General features: G+C 68.1%; 22 protein-coding genes. 11 read left to right on the forward strand and 11 right to left on the reverse strand.

The genetic code is table 11. The features are described 5' to 3' along the window. Positions 1–17: 17 nt before the first annotated feature. Positions 18–644, reverse strand: coding sequence for an acyl-homoserine-lactone synthase (locus ACTIFS_RS08695; RefSeq protein WP_439573684.1), 627 nt, complete (start codon positions 642–644; stop codon positions 18–20). Between the two features lie 111 nt (positions 645–755). After that, positions 756–1,484: a helix-turn-helix transcriptional regulator gene (locus ACTIFS_RS08700; RefSeq protein ID WP_439573685.1), complete on the reverse strand. Its 729-nt coding sequence runs from the start codon at positions 1,482–1,484 to the stop codon at positions 756–758. 201 nt (positions 1,485–1,685) lie between these two features. On the opposite strand from ACTIFS_RS08700, the gene ACTIFS_RS08705 reads away from it, so the two are divergent. From ACTIFS_RS08705 to ACTIFS_RS08715, 3 genes are all read left to right on the forward strand, one after another. Beyond that, positions 1,686–2,297 carry a glutathione S-transferase family protein gene (locus ACTIFS_RS08705; RefSeq protein ID WP_439573905.1) on the forward strand — a complete coding sequence of 204 codons (612 nt, stop codon included), beginning with the start codon at positions 1,686–1,688 and terminating at the stop codon, positions 2,295–2,297. A 20-nt stretch (positions 2,298–2,317) separates the two neighbouring features. After that, a complete protein-coding gene (locus ACTIFS_RS08710; protein ID WP_439573686.1) occupies positions 2,318–2,953 on the forward strand; it encodes a uracil-DNA glycosylase family protein in 636 nt (211 codons plus the stop codon). 112 nt (positions 2,954–3,065) lie between these two features. Beyond that, positions 3,066–4,898, forward strand: coding sequence for a caspase family protein (locus ACTIFS_RS08715; protein WP_439573687.1), 1,833 nt, complete (start codon positions 3,066–3,068; stop codon positions 4,896–4,898). Positions 4,899–4,970: 72 nt separating this feature from the next. Here the strand turns inward: ACTIFS_RS08715 and ACTIFS_RS08720 are convergent, their stop codons facing one another. After that, positions 4,971–5,843, reverse strand: a complete 873-nt coding sequence (locus tag ACTIFS_RS08720; RefSeq protein WP_439573688.1) for an NAD(P)-dependent oxidoreductase — start codon at positions 5,841–5,843, stop codon at positions 4,971–4,973. 251 nt (positions 5,844–6,094) lie between these two features. On the opposite strand from ACTIFS_RS08720, the gene ACTIFS_RS08725 reads away from it, so the two are divergent. Beyond that, positions 6,095–7,183, forward strand: coding sequence for a TRAP transporter substrate-binding protein (locus tag ACTIFS_RS08725; RefSeq protein WP_439573689.1), 1,089 nt, complete (start codon positions 6,095–6,097; stop codon positions 7,181–7,183). Between the two features lie 216 nt (positions 7,184–7,399). Here ACTIFS_RS08725 and ACTIFS_RS08730 read toward each other — a convergent pair whose 3' ends face one another. The 7 genes from ACTIFS_RS08730 to moaA all read right to left on the reverse strand — a co-directional run bounded on the left by ACTIFS_RS08730 (position 7,400) and on the right by moaA (position 15,861). Then, a complete protein-coding gene (locus ACTIFS_RS08730; protein WP_439573690.1) occupies positions 7,400–8,581 on the reverse strand; it encodes a patatin-like phospholipase family protein in 1,182 nt (393 codons plus the stop codon). 95 nt (positions 8,582–8,676) lie between these two features. Then, the gene (locus ACTIFS_RS08735) at positions 8,677–10,608 is read right to left on the reverse strand and encodes a TRAP transporter large permease (protein ID WP_439573906.1); all 1,932 of its coding nucleotides are present in this window, start codon (positions 10,606–10,608) and stop codon (positions 8,677–8,679) included. A 147-nt stretch (positions 10,609–10,755) separates the two neighbouring features. Next, entirely contained in the window at positions 10,756–11,388 is a 633-nt protein-coding gene (locus ACTIFS_RS08740) for a TRAP transporter small permease subunit (RefSeq protein WP_439573691.1), read from the reverse strand. Positions 11,389–11,707: 319 nt separating this feature from the next. Further along, entirely contained in the window at positions 11,708–12,643 is a 936-nt protein-coding gene (locus ACTIFS_RS08745; RefSeq protein WP_439573692.1) for a DMT family transporter, read from the reverse strand. Continuing rightward, on the reverse strand, positions 12,640–13,794 hold the full coding sequence (gene solA / locus ACTIFS_RS08750) for an N-methyl-L-tryptophan oxidase (RefSeq protein WP_439573693.1): 1,155 nt from the start codon (positions 13,792–13,794) through the stop codon (positions 12,640–12,642). Before solA ends, ACTIFS_RS08745 begins: the two co-directional genes overlap by 4 nt. A 112-nt stretch (positions 13,795–13,906) precedes the next feature. Beyond that, entirely contained in the window at positions 13,907–14,587 is a 681-nt protein-coding gene (locus ACTIFS_RS08755; protein WP_439573694.1) for a hypothetical protein, read from the reverse strand. A gap of 248 nt (positions 14,588–14,835) precedes the next feature. Beyond that, positions 14,836–15,861 (reverse strand): GTP 3',8-cyclase MoaA, encoded by a 1,026-nt coding sequence (moaA, locus tag ACTIFS_RS08760; RefSeq protein ID WP_439573695.1) that lies wholly within the window; start codon positions 15,859–15,861, stop codon positions 14,836–14,838. Positions 15,862–16,029: 168 nt separating this feature from the next. On the opposite strand from moaA, the gene ACTIFS_RS08765 reads away from it, so the two are divergent. The 5 genes from ACTIFS_RS08765 to ACTIFS_RS08785 all read left to right on the forward strand — a co-directional run bounded on the left by ACTIFS_RS08765 (position 16,030) and on the right by ACTIFS_RS08785 (position 20,826). After that, complete coding sequence (locus ACTIFS_RS08765; RefSeq protein ID WP_439573696.1) at positions 16,030–16,434, forward strand: gamma-butyrobetaine hydroxylase-like domain-containing protein; 405 nt, start codon at positions 16,030–16,032, stop codon at positions 16,432–16,434. A gap of 319 nt (positions 16,435–16,753) precedes the next feature. Then, positions 16,754–17,422: a hypothetical protein gene (locus tag ACTIFS_RS08770; protein WP_439573697.1), complete on the forward strand. Its 669-nt coding sequence runs from the start codon at positions 16,754–16,756 to the stop codon at positions 17,420–17,422. Between the two features lie 109 nt (positions 17,423–17,531). Beyond that, on the forward strand, positions 17,532–18,524 hold the full coding sequence (locus tag ACTIFS_RS08775) for a Bug family tripartite tricarboxylate transporter substrate binding protein (protein ID WP_439573698.1): 993 nt from the start codon (positions 17,532–17,534) through the stop codon (positions 18,522–18,524). A gap of 72 nt (positions 18,525–18,596) precedes the next feature. Then, positions 18,597–19,229 (forward strand): LysE family translocator, encoded by a 633-nt coding sequence (locus ACTIFS_RS08780; RefSeq protein WP_439573699.1) that lies wholly within the window; start codon positions 18,597–18,599, stop codon positions 19,227–19,229. A gap of 46 nt (positions 19,230–19,275) precedes the next feature. Next, entirely contained in the window at positions 19,276–20,826 is a 1,551-nt protein-coding gene (locus ACTIFS_RS08785) for a glycosyltransferase family 39 protein (RefSeq protein WP_439573700.1), read from the forward strand. Positions 20,827–20,940: 114 nt separating this feature from the next. Here the strand turns inward: ACTIFS_RS08785 and ACTIFS_RS08790 are convergent, their stop codons facing one another. Then, a complete protein-coding gene (locus ACTIFS_RS08790) occupies positions 20,941–22,413 on the reverse strand; it encodes an NAD-dependent succinate-semialdehyde dehydrogenase (RefSeq protein ID WP_439573701.1) in 1,473 nt (490 codons plus the stop codon). Positions 22,414–22,565: 152 nt separating this feature from the next. Here ACTIFS_RS08790 and ACTIFS_RS08795 point away from each other — a divergent pair, with 152 nt between their 5' ends. Beyond that, a complete protein-coding gene (locus ACTIFS_RS08795) occupies positions 22,566–23,240 on the forward strand; it encodes an HAD-IA family hydrolase (protein ID WP_439573702.1) in 675 nt (224 codons plus the stop codon). Positions 23,241–23,368: 128 nt separating this feature from the next. Continuing rightward, positions 23,369–25,126, forward strand: a complete 1,758-nt coding sequence (locus tag ACTIFS_RS08800; protein WP_439573703.1) for a methyl-accepting chemotaxis protein — start codon at positions 23,369–23,371, stop codon at positions 25,124–25,126. Positions 25,127–25,150: the final 24 nt, after the last annotated feature.

Raw genomic sequence — 25,150 nt, forward strand, 5'->3', positions numbered from 1 at the left:
GATGGTCACCTTTCCCATCACGCCACCCGCGAGATGTCGGGCACGAGCGAGGGCGAGAGGATGGGGCCGGGCACGTTGAGCGCAGCCCGGCTCTTCGCCAGCGTGTCATCGCGGCACTGCAGGTGGACCGCCACCACGAACTCCCCGTTCATCTCCTCGGCGATGCCGAGCGGCGTCACCTTGAAGCCCATCTGATGATGGCGGGTCATGAACTTCGGCTCATATTCGACGACGATGTCGTTGATGCCGTTCATGAGCCCCCATTCGATGGCGGCAAGCTCGACCGTCGAGGCGATCTCGCCCCAGCGCCGCCCGCCGCGCACGGTCGGATCGACGCAGTAGCGCGTCCACTCCCAGACATGCGGCCCGCGCGGCTGCGGGCGGTAGCACAGGTGGCCATGCTTGTCGGCCAAGAGGTGCGGTCGCGTGGTCGGGTTGAGGCGGACATGGCCGCGAACCGTGCCGTCCTCCACCGCCAGGATGTAGACCGAGGCCGGTCCGTCGAACTCGTCGATTTCCCGACCGTCGGGCCTTGCCAGATCGGTCCACTGTTTCTCATCGACGAAGACGCGGTGGCGCAGCCGGAAGGCCTGTTCGAGCAAGTCGCTTTCCCCGGGGCGAACCCCCGTGATGACCTGGATCATTGTCTATCCCCCACGCGCGGGATGCGCGTGGGAGGTAGCTTCGTGCGGTCATGGCAAGGCGCCCATCATGGGAAACCATGAGGGTCCCGGAAAAACGCAAGTTGAGTGGGGTCAGTCGATGAAGCCGTTGCGCAGGGCGATCGCCACCGCCTCAACCTTGTTCGAGGCTTTCAGCTTTCTGTATGTATTTGCCAGATGCGTTTCTACCGTAGGTAGTGAAATATTCAGGCGGTCCGCGATCTGCTGCGAGTTCTTTCCGTGGGACGACCACTTCAGGACTTCCAGTTCGCGGCGTGACAGCTTGTGCTCCCATGTCCGCGCGTTGGGCCGCTCGCCCATCATCTCCATGGCGCGGATGTGGGCGTAGATGCCGATGACGATCAGCGCCTTGAGCATGGCCGGGTCGGCGTCGTAGCGGTCGCCGCCGAACATGACGGTGCCGACCTCGCCGCTGACCGTCTGGACGGGCACGTTGAAGCCGGTCGACAGGCGGAACTCGGTCGCCTCCATCATCATGTCCCAGGCGTCGGACTGCTGGTCCCGCTCGCAGCGCACGTCGCGCCACTGGAACGGCACCTGCGAGCGGCGGATGCGCTGGATGATGGGGTCGACCGCCAGATATTCACGCTCCAGATAGCGTTCGTGCCAGCCGGCAGGCCATTTGTGCACGAAGGTGTAGCTGGGCAGAAGGCTGGTGCGGGTGGGCAGCGCGGTGATTCCGCAGGCACGGTCGAAACCGCAATCCGCGCCCGCCCGGGCGAGAACCGCGAGCAGGTCGTCCGGGCGCTTGGCCTGGTCGATGGCCGTGGTGATGTCGACCATGAACTGGGACCGGTTCATCTCCCCCTCGACGTCCGGATGAACGCGTAGCAGGTCGCAGTGTGTGGGAGATTCAACCCGCGGGGCATCAGGCATTTTCCGGAGGGGCGGTGCGCAGCCGGTCCGCCGCCCGGCCGGCTTGACCGGTCTCTCCCGGCATGGTGCGGTTACACGAAAGGCTGTCAACAGGCCGCCGGGAGAACCGCCATGCCATTCGACGCGATGAAGTTCTACGACACCCCGCTTGCCCCCAATCCGCGCCGCGTCAGGGTGTTCATGGCCGAGAAGGGCATCGAAATCCCGTCCGTGGCCATCGACCTCGGCAAGATGGAGCAGAAGAGCGAGACCTTCAGTGCCGTCAATCCGCGGCAGCGCACTCCGGCGCTGGAACTGGAGGACGGCACGGTCATCACCGAGTCCGTGGCAATCTGCCGCTACCTCGAGGCCCTCCAGCCCGAGCCGAACCTGTTCGGCCGCACGCCGCTGGAGATCGGCCAGATCGAGATGTGGAGCCGGCGGATGGAACTGAACCTGCTGGCGACCATCGCCTCCGCCTTCCGCCACCTCCACCCGGCGATGGCAGCCATGGAGGTGCCGCAGGTGAAGGAATGGGGCGAGGCGAATCGCGACCGCATCGTCACCGAACTCACCTTCCTCGACCGGCACCTCAAGGGGCGCGAATTCATCTGCTGCGACAGGTTTACCAATGCTGACATCACCGGGCTGATCGGCGTCGACTTCATCCGCCCGACGCGGGTGCCGATCCCCGATGACCTCGTCGAACTGAAGCGCTGGCATGCCGGCGTTTCCGCGCGGCCGAGCGTGCGGGCCTGACCCTGCCCGGCCCCGATGCGGTGCCGGCGGATGGACCCCTGGCGGCGCTGGAACGCGATATCGCAGCCTGCCGGATCTGCGTCGAGACGCCGCTCGGCCGGCCGCTTCCGCATGAGCCACGGCCGGTGGTGCGGGCGTCCGCGACGGCGCGGATCCTGGTTGCAGGCCAGGCGCCGGGAACCCGCGTCCATGCCTCGGGCCTGCCCTTCACCGACCCCTCCGGAGACCGGTTACGCACCTGGATGGGCGTCGGTCCCGAGACCTTCTACGACCGGAGCCGTATCGCCATCGTGCCGATGGGCTTCTGCTTTCCCGGCCACGACCGGCACGGCGGCGATTTGCCTCCCCGCCGCGAATGCCGGCTCGCCTGGCATGCCCGCGTGATGGCGGCGATGCCGCAGATCGAGGTCGTTCTGGCGATCGGAGCCCCCGCTCAGGCCTGGCACCTCGACCGTCTGGGGCTGCGGGCCCTTCTGGCGCCCACGCTCACCCAGACGGTCGCCAACTGGCGCGCCATCGCCGAGGCGTCGCGCTCACCGCGCGTCTTCGTGCTGCCCCATCCCTCCTGGCGCAACAACGGCTGGCTGCGGCGACATTCCTGGTTCGAGGCCGAATTGCTGCCAGCCATGCGGGCTTCGCTCGGGAGACGGGTTTGATCCGCGCCGGGACAATCGGGCATGATCTGCCGCAGATAGTTCCGAGCTTGCCTTATTTCGATGGCAGTCTTGCCGCACCCTATCGTCTGACCGTCGGCCAGGAGAATTTTGCATGATCCGTCGCATTCTCGGGGCTCTCGCCGCCTCGATCCTGCTGGCCGCATCGGCCCATGCCCAGACCGAGACGCGCCTTGCGCTGGTGCTCGGGATCGGGGCCTATCAGACCAATCCCATGCCGACGGCCCTGAACGATGCGGGGCTGATGGCGCGCACGCTGCGCGACCTCGGCTTCTCGACCGTGGAGGGGGCCGATCTCCAGCAGGCCGAACTGCGTCAGGCGATCGGCAATTTCGTGGCCCAGGTCCGCGAGGCCGGTCCCGATGCCGTCGCCGTCATCTACCTCTCGGGCCTCGGCGTCCAGCATGAGAGCGACAGCTACCTGCTACCGTCGGACGCGGCCGTCGAGCGCGAGAGCGACGTCCCGATCGCCGGCGTGCGCCTGAACGACATCGTGCGCGCTCTGGCCGCGGTTCCGGCTCGCGCCAAACTGGTTCTTCTCGACGTCTCGCGCCAGCATCCCTACGCCGAGGTCGGTGAACCCGTGCGGCCCGGCATCGGCATCCTCGAGGGCGCGCCGGGCCTTCTCATTGCCTCGGCCGCCGCGCCCGGCATGGTCTCGGCTCCCAACGACGCGGCCTACGGCCATTTCGCCACCGCGCTGGCCGAGCAGCTGAGCACTCCGGGCCTGCCGGTCGACCAGGCCGTTGCGCGGGCACGCCTGCGCGTCCACCAGCTGACGAATGGCCGGGATACGCCGTGGGAGGTCGCGAGCCTTGCGCCGCCTGTTCCGGTCCTGAATGCCGGCGAGGAGCCGGCCACGGGCTCGGTCCCGCCGCCGCCCCCGCCCGCCGCCGAGCGTCCGATGGACGGCCTGTCGCCGCAGGAAGCCTATGCGCTGGCCATCGAGCGCGACACGATCGAGGGCTATCAGGCCTTCCTGAGGATTTATCCCGCGGACCCGCTGGCCCAGCGCGTCAAGCGCCTGCTGGCCGCCCGGCGCGAGGCGCTGGTCTGGCGCCGGACCGTGCGCAACGGCACGCCGAGAGCCTACTGGACCTATCTGCGCACCTATCCGCGCGGCCCCCATGCCGGCGAGGCGCGGCTGCGGCTCGCCCGCCTGTCGGCGCCGGTCGCGCCGCCCTCGGACTTCGACGAGGTGATCTATGACGACATTCCGCCGCCGCTGCCCGAGGTCGAGGTCGTCTATGAGCCCGACTATTGGGAGGATCCGCCGCCGTCCTATTACGACAACGTGGTGATCGTCGCCCCGTCCTATCTCGGGCCGCCGGTGGCACCGGTCTATGTCCTGCCGCCGCCGCCGCCGCCCACATGGGGCGTGCTGCCGCTGGTGGGGGCCGCGGCCCTCATCGCAGCACCGGTCATCATTCCGCGCATTGTCCGGCCGCGCCGGGATCCGGTCGTGATCCGTCCGCGGCCCGGACCCGGCGGTGGCTTCACGCGGCCCGGCCCCGGCAGGCCGGGCTTTCCCGGTGGTCCGGGAATGGGCCGTCCCGGTGGACCGGGCATGCCCGGCGGTCCCGGCGCAGGCGTCGGCCGGCCGCTTCCCGGAGCGCCCGGCGGCGCCGTGCTGCCCGGTGGCCCGCGTCCCGGCTTCGGCCCCGGTCAGGGTGGTCCCCGACCGGGCGTCGGCCAGGGCCAGCGCCCCGGCTTCGGTCAGGGCCAGGGGGGGCCGCGTCCCGGCTTCGGTCAGGGCCAGGGGGGCCCGCGTCCCGGCTTCGGTCAGGGTGGTTCCCGACCGGGTGTCGGCCAGGGTGGCTCGCGCCCCGGCTTTGGCGCCGGGCAAGGCGGCTCCCGCCCGCAGATCCAGCAGCGCCCGCAGATCCAGCAGCGACCGCAGCAGCGCGATCCGCGCCGTCACCCCTGACGGAGCGACCGGTCAACAAAAAGGGCCGCGGCATCAGCCGCGGCCCCGTCCGTTTCACGCGGGCAGTGCGCCCTATTTCCGCTCGAGCCGGGCGAACAGGCTGGACGTATCCCAGCGTCCGCCGCCCATGCCCTGCACCTCGCCATAGAACTGGTCGACCAGGGCCGTGACGGGCAGCGTGGAGCCGTTGCGGCGGGCCTCGGCGAGGCAGATGCCGAGATCCTTGCGCATCCAGTCGACGGCAAAGCCGAAGTCGAACTTGTCCTGGTTCATGGTCTTGTGGCGGTTCTCCATCTGCCACGAACCGGCGGCACCCTTGGAGATCACGTCGACGAGCTGCTCGATGTCGAGCCCGGCCTTCCTGGCGAAATGCAGGCCCTCGGACAGGCCCTGCACCAGGCCCGCGATGCAGATCTGGTTGACCATCTTGGCAAGCTGGCCGGCGCCGGGGCCGCCGAGGCGCTGGCAGGCGCGGGCAAAGGCCATGATTACTGGTTCGGCGCGGGCAAAATCCGCCTCCGTGCCGCCGCACATGACGGTCAGCACACCATTCTCGGCGCCGGCCTGGCCACCCGACACGGGCGCGTCGATGAAGCCGATGCCACGCTCCGCCGCGACCGCCTGAAGCTCGCGGGCGACGTCCGCCGAGGCGGTGGTGTTGTCGATGAAGACGGAGCCTGACGCCATGGCCTGGAAGGCACCGTCCGGACCGATTGTGACCTGCCGGAGGTCGTCGTCATTGCCCACGCAGGCGAACACGAAGTCCTGCCCCGCGGCGGCCTCCCTCGGCGTGCGCGCCGGCGTTCCGCCGTGCTGGCCTGCCCAGGCCTCGGCCTTGGCGAAGGTCCGGTTGTAGACGGTCAGGTCATGACCGCCCTTGGCCTTGAGGTGCCCGGCCATGGGATAGCCCATGACGCCGAGGCCGAGAAAAGCGACTTTCGCCATGCCGGAACGCTCCACTGCGGGTTGAGGAAGGGAGGCTACCTTCCCCGGCCGGCGGGCGAGGTCAAGCCCCGGATTGAGCGCCCCGAAGACAGCATGGCGTCGCTTACGTATAAAACCGTATCTATGCAAAAAACCGCCCCGCCCTGATCGGCAAGGCTGGCATGCGTCTGTGAATTGTGATTGTGTCCGCGCCAACGAGTTCCGAACGGAACCGCCAAGGTTTTTCGTCTCTTAGAGGGAGAATGCTGCTCATGGAGCGCCGCGCTTTCATCAAAACGGCCACGGTTGCCGCCGCTGCCACCGCCATTGCCGCGCCTGCGGTTGCGCAGACCGCACCCGAAGTGAGGTGGCGTCTGACCTCGTCGTTCCCGAAGTCGCTCGACACCATCTACGGCGCTGCCGAGGTGTTCTCGAAGGCGGTTGCGGAAATGACCGACAACCGCTTCCAGATCCAGGTCTTCGCAGCGGGCGAGATCGTCCCCGGTCTGCAGGCCATGCAGGCGGTGCGTGACGGCACCGTGGAGGCCTGCCACACGGCTTCCTACTACTACGTCGGCATCGACCCGACCTTCGCCTTCGGAACCGCTGTGCCCTTCGGCCTGAACTCGCGTCAGCAGGACGCCTGGCAGTATCTGGGCGGTGGCATGGAGCTGATGAACGCCTTCTATGCCAAGCACAACATCTATGCGGTTCCGGCCGGCAATACGGGCTGCCAGATGGGCGGCTGGTTCCGCAAGGAGATCAAGACCGCCGCCGACATGAACGGCCTGAAGATGCGCATCGGCGGCTTTGCCGGCCGCACCATGCAGAAGCTCGGCGTCGTGCCGCAGCAGGTCGCCGGCGGCGACATCTATCCCTCGCTGGAGAAGGGCACCATCGACGCTGCCGAGTGGGTCGGTCCCTATGACGACCAGAAGCTCGGCTTCAACAAGGTGGCGCCGTTCTACTACTATCCCGGCTGGTGGGAAGGCGGCGCGATGCTGCACAACATGTTCAACATCACCAAGTACAACGCCCTTCCGGCCTCGTACAAGGCGGTGCTGTTCAACGCTTCGCACCAGGCCAACACCTGGATGCAGGCCAAGTACGACGCCCAGAACCCGGCCGCCCTGCGCCAGCTGGTCGCCCAGGGCACGCAGCTCCGGCCGTTCTCTCTCGAGGTTCTCGAGGCCTGCTTCAAGGCGTCGAACGAGGTGAATGCCGAGACGTCGGCCCAGAACGCCGACTTCAAGAAGATCCTCGACCACCACACCGCCTTCCGCGGCGAGCAGTATCTGTGGTGGCAGGTGGCCGAATACACCTACGACACCTTCATGATCCGCGCCCGCGCGCGCGGCTGACGACACGCCGACGACACCACGAATAAACGAGACCCTTTCCAGAGGGCCAGGCCCGGCGGAGCGATCCGCCGGGCTTTTCGTTTGCGCGGCCGCCGGTGGGCCTTGAGGGGGCAGGGGAGACCTGGATCGGAAGCCTTGCAGCGCAGGCCGTGCAACCGCCGGCCCACGTCCCGACGCAGAAGGCGAGGGCGGTTTCGGCTGGCGGCTAAGGTCGCATCAGGGGGCGTAGCCGGGCGGGCGCTTCAGCCAGGGCTGGCGCTCCAGGGCCTGCTGCCGGCCGAATTCGTAGAGCGCGTTCATGTAGGGCGGATCGAACGGGCGCTCGTATGGAACGGTGAAGCGGCTGGAAATATAGGCGAGATTGAAATCGACATTGTCCCGCCGGGTCACGACATACATCCGGTAGATGTCGCCCATGCCATTGGCCGTGATCATGGTGGAGATGGACCGCGAGGCGATCGGCAGAAGGCCGCGCCGGGTCTCCTGCGGCAGTTCCTGCGTGCGGCCGTTGCGGATGATCCAGGCAACGCGGCGCTGGTTGCGGATGATGGCCGGCGCATTCCGGGTGGGGGCATTGGCCGGGTAGAGGAAGACCTGCGTCGTGGCGCCGCCATCCACATGCATCTCGTGGCGCGGGCCGTCGGGTGTCGGAATGTCCACCATGACGGGGGGGAAGGCGCCGGGAATGGAGGCCGATGCCAGCAGGATGCGCCGGATCGTCTCCACCCGCGCCGGATGGCCGCTGGCGGCAATGGCCCCGATGTTCCAGGCGATCGGCTGGCCGAGGTCGAGATTGGTGGTTCCGATGAACAGGAGCCGGCCGCGCCGGTATTCCCGGCCGATCTCCTCGATCATGTCCGGCGTCAGGTGGCTCGCGATCAGATTGGCGAGAGGGCTGCTGTCCGCCACCGAATCGCCGGAGAGGATGGCCGGGATCGGCAGAAGCGTTCCGATGTCCTGGCGGTGGACCGTCGTGTAGACGGCTTGCAGCTCGCGATCATAGCGGCTGCCGAGAAAGGCGAAGGGGGCCGACAGCGCCCCGGTCGAGACGCCGGTGACCAGCCAGAATTGCGGGCGGTCGCCGCGCTCGGTCCAGCCGTTGAGCAGGCCGGCACCAAAAGCTCCGTTCTCGCCGCCTCCGGAGATGGCGAGCATGTGCTCCGTGCCCGACACGCCGGCGGCGCGGCGCCGGGCCGCGGCCTCCAGATAGATCTGGCCGAGCGTCTCGACATCCGAGTTGAGAGAGAACCGCGCGTTGGGAATGCCGAGATAGGCGGTTTCCAGTGCCTGCGCGCGGCTGGCTGCCGGCAGGCGCTCACGCGTCGCGCAGCCGCCGACGAGCGTCAGCGCGAGAGCAACGGCCGCGATGCGGGCGAGAGGGGTCAGCGACGCGAGCATGGTTCCAGTCCTCGGCGCAATTCTGGCGTGCGCGGCGGTCGCGGTCTATGGCCGAAAAGCAACGCGCCGCCACGAAAGGAGGCGCGTCGTCCGGATCAGTTGCGCGGCGCGGGCGGGGGCTCAAGGCCCGGGGGCGGTCCGCCCAGTCCGGGAGGAGGGCCACCCAGCCCCGGAGGCGGCCCGCCGAGGCCGGGCGGAGCACCAAGGCCCGGCAGCCCGCCGCCGGGCGCGTCGAGCCCCGGCAATCCGCCGCCGAGGCCCGGCAGGTCGATGCGGATGTCGATGCTGGCCGGATCGACCTGGGGGCCGGTCGGCTTGTAGTGCAGCACCAGCTGCGGGAACGAGATCACCAGCGCGACCATGACGCACTGGATGGCCACGAACGGCACCGATCCCCGATAGATCTGGATCGTGGTGATCGGTTCCATGGTCTTGCCGGTCACCTTGTCGATATAGGGCACTTTCGGCGCCACCGATCGCAGGTAGAACAGCGCAAAGCCGAAGGGCGGCGTCAGGAACGACGTCTGCATGTTCACCGAGAGGATGACCCCGAACCAGATCAGGTCGATGCCCAGCTTCTCGGCGGCCGGCCCCATCAGCGGCACGATGATGAAGGCAAGCTCGAAGAAATCCAGGAAGAAGCCGAGGATGAACACGACGAGGTTCACCACGATCAGGAAGCCCATCACGCCGCCCGGCAGCGAGGTCAGCAGGTGCTCGACCCAGACATGGCCGTTGACGCCATAGAAGGTCAGTCCGAAGACGCGGGCGCCGACCAGGATGAACAGCACGAAGGCCGACAGTTTCGCCGTCGATTCCACCGCCTGCCGCACGATGCTGAAGTTGAACCGGCGCTGCTCGCCCGTGAGATAGCGCTTCACGCCGGCGAGCATCAGCGCGCCGACCGCGCCCATGGCGCCACCCTCGGTCGGCGTGGCAACGCCGATGAAGATCGTGCCGAGCACCAGGAAGATGAGCGCCAGCGGCGGAACCATCACGAAGGTCACCTGCTCGGCGATGTTCGAAATGAGCCTCCTGTCGCCGAACCGCTCGAGGAGGCCGGCGACCAGCGCATAGAGGCTGCCGAAAGCGATCGCCTCCGAACTCACGGCCAGAACGGGCTGGGCGGAATCGCGCAGGTAGTACCACCCGAAGCCGAACACGATCGTGGCGATGAAGGTCACGTACCAGTACCTGGCGCCGAACCAGCGGTTCAGGAGGGCGCACAGGAACGCCACCATCACGGTCACGGACAGCGTCAGGACGACGAAATCCGCAGCGCCGGCAACGCCGGTCTGGCTCATGACGTGATAGGCGACGAGGCCGGAAAACAGGGTCAGGATGCCGAGCTGGCCGACGCCGCGCGCGCCATCCGGCTCGCGGAAGCCGACATCCGCCGCGGGCAGGCCCGGCACGGCCTTCGGGTTGATCAGGGAGACGATGAAGACCCAGGTCGCATACATCAGCGTCAGGATCAGCCCGGGGAGGAAGGCTCCCTGGTACATGTCGCCGACCGAACGGCCGAGCTGGTCGGCCATCACGATCAGGACGATCGACGGCGGGATGATCTGCGCAAGCGTGCCGGAGGCGACGATGGCGCCGCTCGCCAGGCGGCGGTCATAGCCGTAGCGCAGCATGATCGGCAGCGAGATCAGGCCCATCGAGATGACCGAGGCGGCGACCACGCCGGTGGTGGCGGCGAGCAGCGCGCCGACGAAGATGACCGCATAGGCAAGCCCGCCCCGAACGGTGCCGAACAGCTGTCCGATCGTGTCCAGAAGGTCCTCGGCCATGCCTGAGCGCTCGAGGATCATGCCCATGAATGTGAAGAACGGGATCGCCAGCAGCGTCTCGTTGTTCATCGTTCCGAAGATGCGCTCGGGCAGCGCCTGCAGGAAATTCGGCACGAACAGGTCGAGTTGGATGCCGATGATGGCGAAGAACAGCCCGTTGGCGGCCAGTGCGAAGGCAACCGGGTAGCCGAGGATCAGGAAGGCCACCAGCACAACGAACATGATCGGTGCCATGTGTTCGCGGACGAAGCCGCCAAGGCCGCCAACCGTGGCAGCCTCTGCCGTGCCCGAGAACAGGAGCAGCAGGACGAAGGTGGCGGCGCCGGCAACCAGGGCGCCGAGGAGGGGGCGGCGAAGGTTCACAAGGGATCTCCAGGGCGCTTACGGCTTGGCCCGGTTGGCGGTGCCGCCGGTCGTGGCGGGCTCGAACGGGCGGGCCGTCTGAGCCTCGACCTGCTCGTGGAAACTGTCAGCGTGGGGGTCGGGGATGAGCCCGCGCATGATCGCGATCCGCTTGATCAGCTCGCTGATACCCTGGAGGAACAGCAGGGCGAACCCGACCACGACCAGCAGCTTGGCCGGCCAGACCACCAGGCCGCCCGCGTTCATCGACTGCTCGTTCTGCAGATAGGACTTCAGGAAGAAGGGCCAGCTGTCGATCAGCAGCAGAATGCAGAAGGGCAGGAGGAACAGCGTGTGGCCGAGGATCTCGATCCAGTTGCGCAAGCGCCTGGGAAACCGGCTGCTCACGACGTCGATGCGGATATGCTCGTTGCAGATCAGCGTCCAGGCCGCGGCCAGCAGGAACACCGCTCCGAACAGGTACCACTGGAGCTCCAGCCAGGCATTCGACGAGGTGGACAGCACCTTTCGCACCACCGCGTTGCCCGCGGAGATCACCACCGCCACCAGGATCAGCCAGCTGACTGTCCTGCCGATGAAGGTGTTCAGGGCGTCGATCGCCCTGCTGAGGAACAGCAGCGCCCGAAGACTCGGCCACCAGAAAAATTCCACCGTCTGGCTCCCTCGCTACACGGACGCCGGGTTCCTCGCGGAATCGGCGAAAGTGGTCATGGAGCAGGCTTGTTCATGGAATGCGGGCGTGCGGTTTCCCGCGGCGCTCCCGCGGCCGTCACGCAGTGTTCCGGCCATCCCCTTCCCGCTCCTGCCGCTGCCGCCTCTTGCAAGGGCGGCTCACGGAACGCGTCTGTCTATGCCACAGGTGGGCGCCGCACAATAGTCAAAGTCACGAACGCAACGGCCGGACCGGGCGTGGCGCAACGAAGGAGCCGATTTCGGCTCGCCGGGCGGGTGTTTCGTTCCGTCCCGCCGGTCAGGGAATGGTGCTGGCCGCCTCGGTCTTGCGGTCGCGCTGGCGCATCCGGACCCGCTCGCGGTGCAGCGTGTAGAGACCCGCTCCCACGATGCAGCCGATGCCGAGCCAGCTCGCCGCATCCGGCCACTCGCCGAACACGAAGATGCCCGACAGGATCGCCCAGAGCATCACGCTGTAGCGGAACGGCGAGACCAGCGAGACCTCCACGCCGCGGAAGGCGAGGATCATCGCGTGGTTGCCGATCACCAGCACCGTCGAGGCGGCGAACAGCAGGAACACCTGCCAGAGGGTGGGCGTCACCCAGCCCTGGACCGGGATCATGGCCGCGCCGAACAGGCCGACCGCGACGCAGGTCGAGAAGGTGATGACGATGGTCGGCACCTGGTGGTCGATGAAGCGCGTGACGAGATCGCGCGTCGCGCAGAGCAGCACGCTGCCGAGCGCCATCAGCGTGGCGGCGCCCGCCACGAAGCCGGCACCGCCGGGCTTGACCACCAGAAGCATGCCGATGAAGCCGGCCGCCACCGCCGACCAGCGGCGCCAGCCGACCTGCTCCTTCAGGATCGGTCCGGACAGCGCGGTGATGATCAGCGGCGTCAGAAGGAAGATCGCCGTGATGTCGGCGATCGGGATGAAGGCGATGGCCGAGATGAACAGGAAGGCGACCAGCGCCTCGAGCCCGGCACGGGTCGCCACCAGCGGCGACAGCGCCTTGCGGATGTCGCCGGCATGGCCGCCGGCCACCAGCCAGCCATAGACCAGCACGGCCGCGAACAGGCCGCGGATGGCAATGATCTGTCCGGAGGGCAGTTCGGCGGCGACCAGCTTGATCAGCGTGTCGTTGGCATTGAAGCAGGCCATGGCCGTGCACATGGCGATGATGCCACGGCGGTTTGCCGCTTCGCTGGATTCGGGCAGGGACAGGGGGGTCATGGGCCGACCGTCCGGCCGGCATCGGCGAAGCGGCCGAGGCGGAACAGGCCAAGGTCGTGGCGCGGCGCCGTTCCGGTGGCCATGTCGGCGAGGATCTCGCCGATGACGCTGGCGAACTTGAAGCCGTGGCCCGAACAGGGCGAGGCGACGATCACCTGGGGGCAGTCCGGCAGCGTGTCGATGACGAAATGCTCGTCGGGCGTGTTGGTGAACAGGCAGGTCCTGAGCGCCATCACCGGCCCGTCGGCATCGGGAAAGACCTCGCGCATGACGGCCCGCAGCGCCGCCTCGTCGCGCGGCGTCGGCTCGCGCGACAGGCTGTCGGCCGGCCCCTGTTCCTTCAGGTGGTTGTAGAGGCCGATCTTGAAGCCGGGCACGCCGAAAACCGGGAACTGGTAGCAGGAGCCGAGGCGGGTCTCGACGATCGAGACCGGAAAGGCACCGGGCGCGAACCGCTCCGGCACCTTCGGCCGGAACCAGCCGAGAACCTGCCGCTCGGGCACGGCAAGGCCCGCCAGCGCCGGAACGTGATCGGCGATCCAGGCGCCCGTGGACAGGATCAGGCGACCGGCCTCGTAGCTGCCCTTCGGCGTCGTGACGCGGACCCCGCCGCCCGCCGTCGTCTCCCAGGAGAGCACCGGCTCGCGCGCCCGCAGATCCGCCCCGGCGGCCATCGCCTGATCCGCCTGTGCAACGATCGCATGCTCGCTCATGACGAATCCGGCATCGGGCTGGAACACGGCGATATGGTCGTCCGGCAGGCGGTAGGCCGGAAACCGCCGGGCGGTTTCGGCCGCATCCATCACCTCATGGGCAAGGCCGTGCTGCCGGCAGGCGGCCAGCGAGCCGGAGACCACCCGGCCGCCGGGCGCCCCGGCATCGATGCCGCCGGTGATATGCAGGAGCTGCTCGCCGGCCCGCGCCTCGGTCTCCCGCCACAGCGCATAGGCCCGTTCGAGCAGCGGCACATAGGCAGGGTGCTCGAAATAGGCGAGGCGGATAATTCGATTGACGCCGTGGGACGAGCCCATGGCATGGGGAATGTCGAACCGCTCCAGCCCGAGCACGTTCAGGCCCCGGCGGGCCAGCTGCATGGCAGCAGCCGATCCCATCGCGCCGAGGCCGGCAACGATCACGTCATGGGCGGGCACGGGTTCTGGCTCCGGACGTTTCTTCCCTCGCCATCAGCTAGCCGCGCGCGCCTGCCGCGTCGAGCCTGCGGCGTGCAGGGCAGGGACGCCGCCGTCTGGCGGCGCCGGCGCGTCAGGGGTTGTCAGTGCGGAAGCTGCGCTCGATGCCGGCATTGATCAGCGTGAACAGGATCGGCTTGGCATCGGCCGGATCGATCTTCTCCACCGCCATGGCAGGCGCGGCTTCGCGGCCACGCCCGGCAACCTGGGCGGCCAGGAGCGAGGCGGTGACGAGAATGTCGATGGTCAGCGCCACGGTCACCGCGGCGAGCCACCAGCGCGTCGACCTGCCCGCATTGCCGGCCCGGCGCCCGGTCTCGACCAGGGCGGCAAGGGACGGGACACGGCTGCCGGTCGCAACAGGCGCTGCCTCGACCGGCAGGCTGGCGTCGTCCTCCTCGCTATCGGCAAGATCGAAACTCGGCCGGTAGGAGCCGGGAACGAGGCGAATCTTCAGGGGATCGGCCGCCCCCGGCCCCGCGTAGTAGAGGTCGAGCGCACCGCGCAGACGCATGGCGGCAACCCGCACCGTCGAATCGCGGTCGGGATCGAAATCGCTGCCGCGGCCGAGCCCTTCCACCGCGATCGTATAGGCCTTGATGGAGCGGCCGTCGCCTGCCAGCGTCCGGTCGACCACATAGGCCAGCACCTTGCCGGGGAGGGACCCCTCCTGCAGGCAGGAGGAGTCGAAGATGCGACGCAGCGCGTCCTTCACCAAAGAAGGATCGGGCGCCGCCACGGATGATGGGTTCATCGCGGGCCTCGAAAAAGCTGAAGGGCCCATGGCGTCGGTGCCAGAGGCCTGGATGATGCGGATGCTGTGACGGGGCCGCCTGCGCGACAAGGCTGGCAGGAACGCGGCCTCTGATCTGACGTGAGGTAAAGCCGTCAGATTGTGGCCAAAACGCGGCAGGAGCGCCGCGCCAGAAGCACGCCTCGGGGCGGCAAAACGCATCCGTTCGATGATCTTTCAATCATTGGTGTACGAACGAAATGATCTTGTCATCCACCGGTCATGCTCATGTGCCGGGACACGGAAGGCCGTTTCGAGCGCCGGTCGATCACGAAATCGTGACCACGCGGCTTTCGGCTGATCGCGCTGTCGATCGCGGCGAAAAGCGCGTCGTTCGCCTCCGAGGCCCGCAGAGGAGCGCGCAGGTCGGCGGCATCCTCCTGTCCGAGGCACATGTAGAGCGTGCCGGTGCAGGTGATTCGAACCCGGTTGCAGCTTTCGCAGAAATTGTGGGTCATCGGCGTGATGAAGCCGATGCGGCCGCCGGTCTCGCGAACGCTGACATACCTGGCCGGGCCGGCGGTCCGGTGGTCGCTCTCCTCCAGCGTGAACCGGTCCATCAGGCGTGCCCGCACCATCGACAGGGGCAGATACTGGTCGAGCCGCGAGGGCTCGATATCGCCCAGCGGCATGACCTCGATGAACGAGATGTCCATCCCGCGGCCATGCGCCCAGCGGATCAGCGTCTCGATCTCGTCCTCGTTGACGCCCTTCAGCGCCACCGCATTGATCTTGACGTGGAGGCCGGCCGCCTGGGCCGCGTCGATGCCGCGCATGACGTCGCCAAGGTCGCCCCAGCGCGTGATGGCGCGGAACCGGTCTGCATCGAGCGTGTCGAGCGAGACATTGATGCGCTTCACCCCGGCCGCCGCCAGATCCGCGGCGTGGCGGCCAAGCTGCGAGCCGTTGGTCGTGACCGTCAGTTCATCCAGCGCGCCGCTCTCCAGATGCCGCGAGAGCGAGCGGAACAGCATCATCACGTCCTTTCGGACCAGAGGCTCGCCGCCCGTCATCCTGAGGCGCCGCACGCCCCGCGCGACGAAGGCACTGCACAGCCGGTCCAGTTCCTCCAGCGACAGCAGGTCCCGCTTCGGCAGGAAGGTCATGTTCTCCGCCATGCAATAGACGCAGCGGAAATCGCAGCGGTCCGTGACGGAGACGCGCAGATAGTCGATGGTCCGGCCGAAGGGGTCGATCATCGGGGCCGGCTGGACGCTTGCTGAGCTTTCGAACATGGCCTCGTTCCGCTGGCGCCGGACGCCTCGGCAGTCACTGTGGACCCTGAATGTAGGAAACGAATTGGCCCGCGTCATCCTCCGGACGTTGAACAACCCCGTCGAACCGTCTACCTGTCACCCATCCTGTCCCAATCGCGTCCCAGACATCGCGGAAGGAATACGGCGATGACCGAGATCGGCGCCGTCGAGAGTCCGGCCGGCCGGCACCATGCCTGGCCGCTGGAAATCAGGCTGTCAGCCGACCGGAGCCGGCTGTCGGTGACGTTTGACGACGGGCATATTTTCGCCCTCGAAGCCGAATATCTGCGCGTCGAGAGCCCGTCTGCGGAAGTGCAGGGCCACTCGCCATCGGAACGACGCTATGTTGGGGGCAAGAAGGACGTGAAGCTGATCGGTGTCGACCGCGTGGGGCACTACGCGGTTCGGCTGAGCTTCGATGACCTGCATTCCTCCGGAATCTATTCGTGGGACTATCTGTATGAGCTCGGACGCGACCATGCCGTCATCTGGAACCGCTACCTCGAAGGACTCGCGGCAGCAGGAGGACAGCGTGAACGGCCCGGCCGCTGACCTCGCCCCCGAGGACCGTGCCGCCCTCGACGATCTCGAGGCGATGCTCGGTGGACCTGGACCGGGCACGCCCGGTTCTGGTGGCACTGATCCTGGCAGCGTGGGGGCCCCGGTTGTTGCCGAACCTGCCGCGGCCGTTCCCGGGACGGCCCCGGCTGTTTCCGCGCCTGCCCCGGCCGTTGCCGAGCCTGCCCCTGCGGCTGTCCTGCCCCCGCCGCCTGCCCCTCCTGCACCCCCCGCACCGCCCGCCGCCCCGGTTGTCAGGACCGCTCCGGCCGCTCCCGCCTTTCAGCCCCAGCCCCGTGCCGAGACATCAGCAATGATCCCCTGGATCGAGACCAAGCAGTTTACCGTCGACCTGTTTCCCACCTGGACCAAGACCGAGGGCGACAAGGACTGGAGCCTGGGTGCCGTCACGGTCGACGTGCCGCAGATCACCTCCCGGCTCGACCAGTTGATCGCCTCGCTCAACGAGGACCAGTGGGAGATCAAGATGGTCGTGCCGCTCGACAAGAGCCTGACCTATCACGAGCACCAGAAGGTCGTGCGCGCGGGCACGCGCAAGGAGCCGGAGGCGGTTCTCGGCGCCTTCGGGCTCGGCTGGGCGGCGGGCACCACCTCCTCGCTTCTCGTCGTCTGCCAGCGCACGGAATGGCTCGACCCGGTCGACTACAAGGCCCGGATGAAGGAGCGCAACGACCGCCTGGCCGGCGAACGCAACAAGCGCGAGCGTGCGATCTTCCAGGAGCACAACGCCGCCATCAACACCCGCATCACCCAGGCGCAGAAGGTACTCGACGACCTCAAGACCAACGGCGTCGTGGTGAAGAAGTCGGGCTTCCTGCGCGGCGAGAAGTTCGTCGTGGACGGGGCCGAGTTCACCAACCGGACCGAGGCGGAATCGGCCCTGCGCGCGCGCATCGGCGAGCTGGAAGCCGACCTTGCCGCGCTGCCCCGGCAGCTCAAGGCGCTTCCGCCGGAGACCTGACGACCGCGTCATTCCGCCGCCGGCCTTCACACCGGTTGCGGATGTGCATCGGCCTGACTAACCTCCCGGCCAACAAGTGGCCAACGCCAGTTCTACCCAGGGAGGAACCATGAGCAATCGTTTCAATCGCCGTCAGGCGCTCGGCATCGGCGCCGGCATTCTTGCTGCTCCGCTAGTCGCGTCCGAGGGCTTCGCGCAGGCCTATCCGTCGCGGCCGGTGACCGTGATCGTGCCTTTCGGAGCCGGCGGCACCACCGACGTGGTCGGCCGTATCGTCGCCGACCGGCTGACCGCCCGTCTCGGCCAGAGCTTCGTGATCGAGAATCGCGCAGGCGCCGGCGGCAATGTCGGCGTCGCCGCCATCGGCCGGGCCGCCAAGGACGGCTACACGATCGGCATGACCACGATCGCCAACCATGGCATCAACCCGAACCTGTTCGGCGAGCGCCTGCCGTTCAAGCCGCTCGAGGATTTCGAGTTCCTGTCGCTTTCGTCCTCGCAGCCGAACTTCCTGTGCATCCATCCCTCGATCCCGGCGACCAATGCCCAGGAGCTGATCGCCTATCTGAAGGCCAATCCCGACAAGCACAATTTCGGCTCCTCGGGAATCGGCACGTCCATCCACCTGTCGGGCGAACTGTTCATGCAGCTGACCGGCACGAAGATGGGCCATGTGCCCTTCCGCTCGTCGGCCGGCCTCGTGCAGGGGCTCATCAGCAACGAGGTCCAGCTGTCCTTCGACAACTTCACCTCGCCGTTCCCGCACTACAAGGCGGGCACCATCCGCGGGATTGCCGTCACCTCCGCCCAGCGCGCGTCCATCGCACCGGAGATCCCGGCGCTTGCCGACACCCTGCCGGGCTTCGACATCACCTCCTGGAACGGCTTCGTGGCGCCGAAGGGCACGCCCAAGGAGATCTGCGACCGCCTGACTGCGGCGCTCCAGGAATCCCTGAAGGAAGCCTCGCTGATCCAGCGGTTCGAGACGATGGGCGCGGCCTCCACGCCCTCGACGCCGGAGGAGATGCGCCAGAAGGCCGTCTCCGAGATGGCGAAATTCAAGGAGATCATCGAAAAGGGCAATATCCGCCTGCAGAACTGAGCAGCGCCCGGGCGGCTTGCTTTCGGGCCCGCGCGGTGGAGGAATGGTGCCTCCATCGCGCGGGCTTTTTTCATGACCATCGGGCTGTTCTTCGCGACCATCGCCGCGGCGATGATCTATGTCCTCACTCCCGGCCCGGCCTTCCTGGCGCTGTTCGCGCTTGCCGCCAAGGAGGGGCGCCTGTCCGGCACCTGGTTCGTCACCGGGCACCTGGTGGGTGACGTGCTGTGGGGCACGCTGGCGCTGGCGGCGATCGTCGGCGTCAACCAGCTCGGCCCCCTCCTGTTCGAGGTTCTGGGGCTTGTCTGCGGCGCCTATCTCGTCTTCCTCGGGATCCGGGCCATCCGCGCCCGCGGGGCTGCGGGAACGGCCGTAGTCGGAGCCCGCCATCCGCTGCTGGCCGGGCTCGTTTTCGGCATCACCAATCCCAAGGCCTATCCGGTCTCGGTCGCCATGTTCACCGTACTGGTCGGCCACTATGCAGGCCTGCTGACCTGGGACCTTGCGCCCTACGTCATGCTGGTGGCCTTCCTGGGCTTCATCCTCGCCGACATCATCCTGGTGGCGGTGGCCGGCCTTCCAGCCGTGCGCCGCTTCTTCCTCACCCGCGGGCTGATCGTCACGCGGCTGGTCGGGGTCACCTTCGTTCTGTTCGGGGCAAAATCGGTCTCCGATGCGGTCCAGAGTTTCCGCGCCCGCGCGTGACGGGCCTGCCGGTGCATTCATCCGCCGGCTCTGCTAGGTCCGCACCATGACGCTCGCCTCTCCGTCGCCCGCAACCGACCGGCCTTTCGCGCGGCTGCCGGACGATCCCGCCCGCGCCGCGCTGGTGGTCATCATCGGCTTCACGGCGCTGCGCATCGTCTTCGCCGCCCTGCTGGGGTTCGGGGTCGACGAGAGCTACACGCTCGGCCAGGCCCGGCACCTGGCGCTTTCCTATTTCGATCACCCGCCGCTGCACCTGTGGCTGGCGCATGTCTCGATGCTGGTCTTCGGCACCTCCTGGGCGGTGCGCCTGCCTTTCGTCCTGATGTTCGCCGGCACGTCCTGGCTGGTCTTCCGCCTCACCGCCCGGCTGTTCGGCGCCTGGGCGGGTGTCTGGGCGGTGCTGGCGCTCAACGCGTCGCTGTTCTTCCTCGCCTCGCCCGGCAGCTGGATCGTGCCGGACGGACCGCTGCTGTTCTGTCTCGCGGCCGGCGTTCTGGCCCTTGCCGGCCTGTTCTTCCCCGAAGCGGACGAGGCGCCGTCGCCCTGGACCGCCTGGATGCTCGCCGGCCTCTGGTTCGGGCTGGCGGGCCTGTCGAAATATTCCGCGGTCTTCGTGGTTGCCGGCCTTGCGATCTTCCTGCTGGCGACCGTCCACCGCCGCTGGCTGGCCCACCCGGCGCCCTATGCCGGTGCGGCCCTCGCCCTGCTGGCCATATCGCCCGTGCTGATCTGGAACCTCTGGAACGACTGGGCCTCGCTGCGCTTCCAGGCCGGGCGGGGAGGGGGCAGGGGACTGTCCCTCACAGCCTTCGGCCAGATGCTGGCCGGCCAGTTCGTCTGGCTGGCGCCCTGGATCGCCGTGCCGCTGGCCACCATCGCCGCGCAGACTGTCCTGAAGCTCGGCGACCCGCGCCGTCTGTTCCTCATGGCGCTGGCCGCGCCGACCATCCTTTATTTCACGCTGCAGTCACTGTGGTCGGGCTGGGCGCTGCCGCACTGGCCGATGCCCGGCTGGTTCTTCATCTTTCCGCTGCTTGGGGCCTGGATGGTGGCCAACCCCGCGGCCAGCCCGTCGCCACGCAGTTGGGCGGCCTGGTCGGTCGCCCTGGCGGTCGTCCTCGCGCTCGGCATCGGCGCGATCGGCGCGACCGGCGCGCTGACCCGGCTCGGGGTGCCCGCGCGCGCCGACCCGACCGTCGATGCCCTGGACTGGACGGCCCTCGGCGCTGTTCTCGCGCAGAAGGGCGCGGGCCGCGGCTTCGGGCCGGTTGTCGTCGGGCTCAGCTGGAACGAGGGCGGCAAGATCGACCTCGCCGTCGGCGATCGGGCCGATGTCACGGTGATCGGCCCCGACCCGCGCGGCTTCGCCTTCCGGCCGGTGCCGCGCCTGTTCCGGGGGGCGGACGTGCTGATCGTCGCGCTGGCCGGCACCTTCGCACGGCAACAGGCCGGGCTCGCCAGCCAGTTTGAGGTCGTCGGCGAGCCGGAGCGCCTGTCGATCGGGCGGGGCGGGCGGCCCGAACTCGACCTCGTCATCGTGCCGGCGCGCGGTCTGCGGTCTCTGACGCCGGTGAGTCTGGCTCTGACGAGGTAGGAGCGCGGAGTTGTTGCGCCTTGTCGGAGGCACATCCTCGATGCGCGTATCACGGCACGAAGAAGGGCGGCGCCCTGCGACGCCGCCCCGTTTTCCGTCCGGTCGCTGAACCGCCTACTGGATCCCGCCGAGCATCATCAGCTTGATCTCGATGAACTCGTCGAGGCCATAGTGCGAGCCCTCGCGGCCGAGGCCCGATTCCTTGACGCCGCCGAAGGGCGCGACATCCACGCCGACAAGGCCGGTATTGATGCCGACCATGCCGTATTCCAGCGCCTCCGCCACGCGGAAGATACGGCCGATATCACGGCCGTAGAAATAGCTCGCAAGGCCGAACTGCGTCGCATTGGCGAGGGCGATCACCTCGTCCTCCGTCGAGAACCGGTAGATCGGCGCCAGCGGGCCGAAGGTCTCCTCCCGCGAGACCACCATGTCGGGGGTTACGCCGGACAGCACGGTCGGCTCGAAGAAGGTAAAGCCAAGCGCGTGGCGGCTGCCGCCGGTTTCCACCTTCGCACCCTTGTCCAGCGCGTCCTTCAGGTGGCTCTCGACCTTCTCCACCGCCGCCGGCTTGATCAGGGGGCCCTGCACCACGCCGGGCTCAAGGCCATTGCCGACCTTCAGTTCCTTCACCTTGGCGGTGAACCGCTCAACGAATGCGTCATGCACCGCGTCCTGCACGTAGATGCGGTTCGCACAGACGCAGGTCTGGCCCATGTTGCGATATTTCGAGATCATCGCGCCCTCGACCGCCGCGTCGATGTCGGCGTCGTCGAACACGATGAAGGGCGCGTTGCCGCCAAGCTCGAGGCCGACACGCTTCACCGTGGAGGCCGCCTGCGCCATCAGCATCTTTCCGACCGGGGTGGAGCCGGTGAAGCCGATGAAGCGCACCGCCGGGTGTTCGCACCAGGTCTTGCCGATGGCCGGCGCATCGCCGGTGATGACATTGATGACGCCGGCGGGAATGCCAGCACGATGGGCGAGCTCGGCCAGCGCCAGCGCCGTCAGCGGCGTCTCGGGCGCCGGCTTCACCACCATGGTGCAGCCGACCGCGATGGCCGGCGAGCACTTGCGGGTGATCATGGCCGCCGGAAAGTTCCACGGGGTGATGGCCGCGCAGACGCCGATCGGCTGCTTCTGCACGAGGATGCGATGGTCGGCCCGGTGGGTCGGGATGATGTCGCCATAGAGGCGGCGGGCCTCCTCGGCGAAGAACTCGACGAAGGAGGCAGCATAGACCACCTCGCCCTTGGCTTCCGCCAGCGGCTTGCCCTGCTCGGCGGTCATGATCGTGGCAAGGTCGTCCGTGTTCTCGATCATCAGGTCGAACCATTTGCGCATCAGGTTCGAGCGCTCCTTGGCCGTCCGCTTCGACCAGACCTTGAAGGCCCGGTCGGCATGGACGACGGCCTCGGCGGCTTCCGTCGCGCCGAGGCGCGGCACCTGGCCGATGGTCTGGCCATTGGCCGGATTGACCACCACGTCGACCGGGGTGCCGACCCACTGGCCGTTCACATAGCACTGCGACTTCAGCAGCGAGGGATCCTTGAGCGGCAGCGGCGTGGTCTTCAGGGGCGCGTTCATGCTGGCCTCCGGTTCGGGGAAGGAGAGGGCGCAGTCCTAGCACCGGGCCGTCAGCCATGCATCCCGCCAGAGGGCATTGCTGCGCCACGGCAGGTGACAATCGGCCCGGCATTCGGCATGTCGTGCCGACGCCCCGCCGGAGCCCGCCGCCCATGACCACCCCCACCATCGTCTTCGATCTCGACGGAACGCTGGTCGATACCGCGCCGGATCTCATCGGCACGCTGTCCTGGCTCCTCGAAACCGAGGGGCTCGACCCGGTCGATCTGACCGCCGCGCGCGACCTGATCGGTCACGGCATGCGGCCGATGGTGGAGAAGGCCCTCAGGCAGAAGGGCAGGGGCCAGACCGTGGCGGAGGTCGACGACGTCTTCAGGCGCTACATCGCTGCCTATGAGCAGCGCCTGACCCGCGAGAGCCGGCCCTTCCCGGGCATGATCGCGGCGCTGGACGCCTTTGCCGCCGAGGGCATGCGGCTTGCAGTCTGCACCAACAAGATCGAGCGGCTGGCCGTGCAGCTTCTGGAGGAACTGGACCTTGCCCGCCGCTTCCATGCCATTGCCGGCGCCGACACCTATGCCGTGAGGAAGCCCGATCCCGGCCACATCGCCTTCACGGTCCGCGATGCCGGCGGCACGCTCGACCGTGCCGTCATGGTGGGCGATTCCGAGCCCGACATCCGTGCGGCGCAGGCGGCCGGCGTGCCGGTGGTGGCCTATGCCGGAGGCTATACGGCCGTGCCGCTGGCGGAGCTCTCCCCCGACGTGATCCTCGACCATTATGACGGGCTGCCGGCGGCCGTCCGGGCTCTTCTGGAGCGCCGGTGAGCGCATCTCCAGCGTTCGGGTCGTGCCGGGGCAGGGACTTAACCTTGCGTTAAGTGGCTATTTACCATGCTGGCATAGTGTTTTGCCCAATGACCGGTGGGGGCACCATTGGCACCGGAGGGATTCCTATGCGACTGGGCTTACAGCAGGCCGAGCCGACTGAGCGAACGCCTGTGACACCGGCCGATGCCGCTGCTGATGCGGCCGGGGAGATCGCGCGGCTGAAGGCCGAGGTCGCCCAGGTCCGCGATACGATCGACCTCGTCGAATCCGACCTGATGAAGGTGATCCGCGACGTCTCGGCCTCCACCGACCGGGTTCACTCCGGAACGGACGCGGCGGCGCGCGCACTCGGCGCCATCCGTGCGCGCTCGCGCGCGCTCGAGGCCATGGTCGGCCGGGCCAGCGACAATGCCCGCCAGCTTGCCGCCGCCGCCGACGAGTTTTCCCAGAGCGCCGGCGAGATCGGTGGTCAGGTGCGCCGCGCCACCGATCTGACCGAAGGCGCTGTCACCGCTGCCGCTGCCGCTTCGGGCAGTGTCGACAGCCTGCGCGCCTCCTCCGCCGAGATCGACCAGGTGGTGGGCCTGATCGCCAAGATCGCCCGCCAGACCAACCTGCTCGCGCTCAATGCCACTATCGAGGCTGCCCGCGCCGGCGAGGCTGGCAAGGGTTTCGCGGTGGTTGCCAACGAGGTGAAGACCCTCTCGCAGGAGACCCAGCGCGCGACTGACGAGATCGCGCGCCGCATTTCCCAGCTTCAGGCCGACAGCAACGCCTCGATCGCCGCCGTCCAGGAGATTGCCTCCACCGTCGAGGCAATCCGCCCCGTCTTCGCCTCGGTGGCGAGCGCGGTGGAGCAGCAGATCGCCACCATCGGCGAAATCTCCCGCTCGGCGGGCGAGAGCTCCCAGTTCATCGAGACCGTGTCCTCGGGTGCCGCCGCCATCGACCAGGCCGCCGGCGAGGCCGAGACCACGTCGGCCGAGGCTGATGCCGCCGGCCGCCAGGCCCAGGCGCTGGCCGAGAAGCTGCGCTCGCGCTTCACCATCTTCCTGCGCCAGTCGGAGATCGGCGACCGCCGCCGGTTCGACCGCCTTCCCTGCGAACTGGGTGTGCGGATCGAGGGACCGCGCGGACCGGTGGAGGCGCGCAGCGCCGACCTGTCCGAGGACGGAATCCTCATCCGCGTCCCAGATGCCAGCCTGTTCGCCGCCGGGCGCCAGTGCCGCGCAACCGTCGAGGGCATCGGCCAGATGCGCGTGAAGGTCGTGGCCGTCTCCAGCCTCGGCCTGCACTGCCAGTTCTCCGACACCGATGCGGCCTGTCGCGCCGCGCTCGCCGAGCGTCTGCAGTCCCTGCGCGAGGCCGATGCCGAGCGCGTCGCCCGCGCCCGCGAGGTTGCCCGCGACGTGTCGCTTGCCTTCGAGAAGGCCGTGGACGAGCGGCTGATCGGCGCCGACGACCTGTTCGACAACGACTACATCGCCATTCCCGGCACGAACCCGGTCCAGTACCGGACCCGCTATCTCGACGTGCTGGAGAGGATCCTGCCGCCCATACAGGAGCGCTGGCTGACGACCGACAACCGCATGACCTTCTGCGCGGCGGTCGACCGAAACGCCTATCTGCCAGTGCACAACCGCATCTATTCGCACCCGCAAAGGCCGGACGATCCCGCCTGGAACGCCGCCAATTGCCGCAACCGGCGCATTTTCGACGACCGCGCGGGCCTCTCGGCCGCGCGCAACGTGCGCCCCTTCCTCGTCCAGTCCTACCACCGCGACATGGGCAACGGCGTCATGGTGCTGATGAAGGAAATCGACGCGCCGATCCGCGTTCACGGCAAGCACTGGGGCGGGCTGCGGATGGCCTACAAGCTGTAGCGGCCGAAAGTGCCGCTTGGCTCG

Source organism: Phreatobacter sp., assembly GCF_051860605.1.
GTDB lineage: Bacteria > Pseudomonadota > Alphaproteobacteria > Rhizobiales > Phreatobacteraceae > Phreatobacter.